Origin of the sequence: Accumulibacter sp., assembly GCF_016789985.1 — a bacterium.
Taxonomy (GTDB): Bacteria; Pseudomonadota; Gammaproteobacteria; order Burkholderiales; family Rhodocyclaceae; genus Accumulibacter.
This window is the reverse complement of sequence record NZ_JAEUOL010000056.1, coordinates 1-5,185: the sequence shown is the minus strand read 5'-3', so window position 1 is coordinate 5,185 and position 5,185 is coordinate 1. Positions and strand designations below refer to the sequence as shown.

At 60.3% G+C, this 5,185-nt stretch carries 5 protein-coding genes, 1 tRNA gene and 1 pseudogene; all 7 read right to left on the bottom strand.

From position 1 onward, the window contains the following. Positions 1-232 (bottom strand): annotated as a pseudogene (locus tag JNK99_RS03440) (transposase); the annotation flags it as partial. A gap of 507 nt (positions 233-739) precedes the next feature. Beyond that, positions 740-816, bottom strand: a tRNA-Pro gene (locus JNK99_RS03435). Positions 817-854: 38 nt separating this feature from the next. Next, positions 855-1,220: a MerR family transcriptional regulator gene (locus JNK99_RS03430; RefSeq protein WP_291848655.1), complete on the bottom strand. Its 366-nt coding sequence runs from the start codon at positions 1,218-1,220 to the stop codon at positions 855-857. Continuing rightward, positions 1,204-1,506, bottom strand: coding sequence for an integration host factor subunit alpha (locus JNK99_RS03425; protein WP_291848650.1), 303 nt, complete (start codon positions 1,504-1,506; stop codon positions 1,204-1,206). Before JNK99_RS03425 ends, JNK99_RS03430 begins: the two co-directional genes overlap by 17 nt. Positions 1,507-1,518: 12 nt before the next feature. Then, positions 1,519-3,894, bottom strand: a complete 2,376-nt coding sequence (pheT, locus tag JNK99_RS03420) for a phenylalanine--tRNA ligase subunit beta (RefSeq protein WP_291848647.1) — start codon at positions 3,892-3,894, stop codon at positions 1,519-1,521. A 27-nt stretch (positions 3,895-3,921) separates the two neighbouring features. Beyond that, positions 3,922-4,968 (bottom strand): phenylalanine--tRNA ligase subunit alpha, encoded by a 1,047-nt coding sequence (gene pheS, locus JNK99_RS03415; protein WP_291848645.1) that lies wholly within the window; start codon positions 4,966-4,968, stop codon positions 3,922-3,924. A gap of 52 nt (positions 4,969-5,020) precedes the next feature. Next, the coding region (locus JNK99_RS03410; protein ID WP_291848653.1) for a 50S ribosomal protein L20 at positions 5,021-5,185 on the bottom strand (165 nt) is incomplete at its 5' end.

Genomic DNA, 5,185 nt, shown 5'->3' with positions numbered 1-5,185 from the left:
CACTGCGGATCAGCCGGTTCGTCAGCAGTCGCCGCAACCACTGCTCGCGCATGTCCGCACGTTCCGTGTCCAGCGCCAGTAGCGTCGACAATTCCATCGTGTTCGGTGTGCGCGCCTGAATCATCGCCGCCACCGCTAGCGGTAGCTTTTTCAGGATCGTCTTGCGCATCCCAGGGAGGGCCTCTTCCAGACCAAACCGTACCTCGTCCGCTATCTTATCTGTCTTTCCCATCGTCTCTCAATGTGTTGCCTCGTAATAATCAGAGATTACATTAAAAGTGATGGGTGGTAAGCCCTTCGCCCACAAGCTCCACCGAGCTCTATTCGGTTCGGATAAAATTCCAGAAGGTCAAAACCAATCGTATCACCGGTCAGCCAGACCACATCTGGCAGGGCTCCACTTATCCTCGAGCATTTCCTGTCCAAACAAACGGGGCCCACCTCGGCCTCTACGAAACTCGGGGCGATTCACCTCGCTTTGGTGCACACGAGTATGGAGCAAGTCGAGATTGGTGCAGATGACTCCTGATATTGGGCCATCAGGAGCCGCCTAAACACCTGGTGTTATGCCCCATCAATTGGTGCAGTCGTTTTCTGAAGATGACACATACAGAGGGTTCTGGATAAACAACCAGTGCCACTTCGAGTGTCTTAGGCGGATGGCATTGTGAATATTAGCCGACCAGCTAATACAAAGCAAAAACCAACCCCGAGGGGTTGGCCAAGTGCTTGATTTAACTGGTCGGGGCGCCGGGATTCGAACTCGGGACCCCTTGCACCCCATGCAAGTGCGCTACCAGGCTGCGCCACGCCCCGACAGACCGCGGATTATACTCGAAAATCTGCTGCGGCATTCATGTTCGCAGAGTTTCCGCAATGCTCAACAACTCCGCCCGCAGGACTTCAGGCGCCAGCGCCGAAGACTTGCTCTCGCTCTCGGCCTCAGCATCCTCAAGACGGTTACGAGCGCCGCTGATGGTGAAACCCTGGCTGTACAGAAGCTCTCGGATTCGACGAACCAGAAGAACCTCGTGATGCTGGTAGTAGCGCCGGTTACCACGGCGCTTGACCGGGCGCAACTGCGAGAATTCCTGCTCCCAGTACCGCAGGACATGCGGCTTCACCCCGCACAACTCGCTGACTTCACCAATCGTGAAATAGCGCTTGGCAGGAATGGCCGGCAACGGTTCCTGGGCCAGCTCTTTATGACTGATTTCCATCATAAGCGTGCTCCACATCGGCCTTCAGTTTCTGGCTGGCATGAAAGGTAACCACTCGTCTTGCGCTAATCGGGATCTCTTCACCCGTCTTCGGGTTGCGACCCGGCCGCTGTGGCTTGTCGCGCAGCTGAAAATTTCCGAAGCCGGAAAGTTTCACACCATCACCGCGTTCAAGAGCATTGCGGATTTCCTCGAAGAACGCCTCGACCATATCCTTGGCCTCACGCTTGTTGAGGCCAACCTTCTCGAACAGCAAGTCGGCCAGTTCTGCCTTGGTTAGCGTCATTCCTGCCCCTCTTCAGACGCGAAGCTGTGCTGCGAACACGCTCTGGAGATACTCCACCAACTGCTGCATGGCGGCGTCCACTTCGGCTTCGAGCAAGGTTTTTTGAGTATCTTGCATCACTATACGGAAGGCAAGGCTTTTCTTGCCAACCTCCACACCGCGGCCGACATAGACATCGAATAGCTGGATGTCGCGTATGATTGCCGGGCAATTGGCACGCAAGGCGTCCAGCAGTTGCTGCAATTGCAGCGCGTGATCGACGACGATGGCCATGTCCCGGATGACCACGGGCTGGCGCGAAACCTCGACGTATTGCGGCAGGCTGGCCACGCCCAGGGGTTCAAGATCGAGTTCGAAGAGCACCGGCGCCAGCGGCAGATCGTATTTCTGTTGCCACCGTGGGTGCAACTCGCCGACGAAGCCGATTGCCTTGCCATCGATCAGAACGCGCGCACTGCGCCCCGGGTGCAGCGCCGGATGGGCCGCCTTCTCGAAACTGGCGATAAGCGGTGCGAGCAGGAGTTCCAGATCGCCCTTGACATCAAAAAAATCGGCATTGCGCACCGGACTGCCCCATTGCTCGGGAAGCACCGTTCCATAGGCCAGCGCGGTGAGCTTCCACGGTTGATCGAATCCGGGGACCGGTTCGCCGCACGGATCGCGTCGAAAACAACGTCCGGTCTCGAAAATACGCACGCGGCTCTGCCGACGCTTGAGATTCGTTGTTACGTTGGCCACCAGGCCACCGATCAGTGAGGAACGCATGACGCTCAACTGGCTGGCAATCGGATTGGCCAAGCGAATCAACCGCTCGTTGGCAGCGAAGTCGGTTTCCCAGGCTTCCTCGACAAAAGCAAAGTTGATCACCTCCTGATAACCGCAGTCGGCCAGCATTTGCCGAATCCTCGCCGGCGGCCTTCTCTGCTCGGTCTGCGGCAGCATGGCAAGGGCAGCACGCGGGGCCGGCGACGGCACATTCTCGTAGCCGTGCAGACGGGCGATCTCCTCGATGAGATCTTCCTCGATCTCGAGGTCGAAGCGATAGCTTGGCGGGATGACGACGAAGTCCGCACCGTCACGGACGAAGGGTAGACCGAGACGTGCAAACAGTTCGCCAATGCGCTCCGGAGCAATATTCAGGCCAAGCACCTTGGTGACCCGATCCGGTCGCAGATGGACCGGCCGCCGCTCCGGCAGACTGGCCTGTACTTCGCTGACCGGTCCGGCTTGCCCACCACAGATGTCGATCACCAGACGCGTCGCACGTTCCAGTGCGCGCCGCGTGCCACCGAAATCGACCCCACGTTCGAAGCGATGCGAGGCATCCGAAACGAAGTTGTAGCGGCGAGCACGGCCGGCAATCGCGCGCGGCGCAAAGAACGCCGCCTCCAGAAACAGTTCGGTCGTCGCCAGCGTGATTCCGCTGTACTCATCGCCCATGATCCCGGCCATCGCCACCGGTCGTTCATCGTCGGCAATCAGCAGGACATCGCCCTGCAAGTCCAGCGTCTGCTCGTTGAGCAGAGTGATGCGCTCCCCTGGCCGCGCCATCCGGGCATGGATCATCCCGTTCAGTTGTCGATTGTCGAATGCGTGCAGCGGCTGACCCAGCTCGAGCATCACGTAATTGGTGATGTCTACCAACGCCGAGATCGGCCGGATACCGCTACGCTCGAGGCGACGTCGCATCCACTCCGGCGTCGGTGCCTTCGCGTCAACGCCGGCGATCACCCGTCCACAGTAGCGCGGACAGGCGTCGGGTGCATCCAGCACGATGGTACGGGCGGTGGCGATGCTGGCCTCGACCGCTTCGACCTCGGTGAAGCGCACCGGTACGCCGGTGAGTGCCGCGACTTCACGGGCAACCCCTTCCAGCGACAGGCAGTCCGCCCGGTTGGGGGTCAGTTTGAGGGTCAACAGGCGATCGTCGAGATCGAGATGGCGGCGCAGGTCTTCACCCACCGGTGCGGCATCCGCCAAAACCAGCAAACCGGCAGCATCATCGGCAATGCCGAGTTCCTTTGCCGAACAGAGCATGCCGAACGACTCGACACCACGTACCTTGCTCAGCCTGATGCGGAAACCACCCGGCAGTTCGGCGCCGACCAGCGCACACGGCACCTTGATCCCGGCTGCCGCATTCGGTGCGCCGCAAACGATCTGCAGGACTTCACCGGCCCCCACATCGACCCGACAAACATTCAGGCGGTCGGCGCCCGGATGCCGGTCGACGCTCAGCACATGACCGACAACGACCCTGGAAAAGCCAGGAGCGACGATCTCCTCCTCTTCGACCTCGAGACCAGCCATGGTCAACAGGTGCGAGAATTCCTCGCCCACGCAGGCGGGGTCGACAAAACTGCGAAGCCAGGATTCAGAGAATTTCATGACCGTTCAATGCCAGGAGGAAGGCCGTCACACAAACTGCCGAAGAAAGCGCAGGTCGCCATCGAAGAACAGGCGCAGGTCGTTGATTCCGTAGCGCAACATTGTCAGACGATCGGGGCCCATGCCGAAGGCGAAACCGGTGTACTTCTCGGGGTCGATGTTGACATGGTGCAGCACATTCGGGTGGACCATGCCGCAACCGGCGATCTCGAGCCAGCGACCCTTGTGCGCTCCGCTCATGAAGGCCATGTCGATCTCTGCCGAAGGCTCGGTGAAGGGGAAGAAGGACGGTCGAAAGCGCACCTGCAGATCATCGCTCTCGAAAAAGCGGCGCAGAAAGTCCCCGATCACACCCTTCAGGTCGGCAAAGCTGATGTTCTCGCCAATCCACAGTCCCTCGACCTGATGGAACATCGGCGAATGCGTTGCATCGGAGTCAACACGATAGACCCGTCCCGGTGCAATCACCCGGATCTCGGGCATGACCTCGAGAGCGGCATGGCGGGCGACATGCGCCTGCATGTAGCGCACCTGGATCGGGCTGGTATGCGTGCGCAGCAACACGCCCTGGGCAACCTCTCCCGACTCCTCCTGCAGATAGAAGGTGTCGTGCATCGAGCGCGCGGGATGATCCTCGGGGGTGTTGAGCGCCGTGAAGTTCTGGAAGTCGGCTTCGATCTCCGGGCCGTCGGCCACCTCGAAACCGATCGACCGGAAGAGCGCTTCGATGCGTTCCAGCGTACGGGTCACCGGATGCAGACCGGCGCGCGCCTGGCCCCGGCCGGGCAGCGTCACGTCCAGTGCCTCCTCAGCCAGGCGGGTGAGCAGCGTCATCTTGCGGATCGCCTCCCGCCGGGCATTGAGCGCCGCTCCGACAGCATCCTTGGCACGGTTGATCGCCGCGCCGACAGCCTTCCGTTCTTCCGGCGGAAGCTTGGCCAAGCCCTTCAGCAGCTCGGGGATCCGTCCGCTCTTGCCGAGATAGACCGCCTTGATCTGCTCGAGCGCGTCCGGGTCATCGGTTGCCGCAAACGCCGCGCAGGCTGCGTCAACAATTTGGTCGAGGTTGTGCATGGTTCACCGAAAAAAAGGAGGCTCGCGCCTCCTTTCCTGAGACTCGTCGAGCCTAGGCGCCGAGCTGGGCTTTGGCCTGGACGGCCAGAGCAGCAAAAGCCGGCTTGTCGAAAACCGCCAGATCGGCCAGTACCTTGCGGTCCACCTCGATCTGCGCCTTCTTGAGGCCATTCATGAAGGTGCTGTACTTCATGCCGAGTTCCCTGGCTGCCGCGTT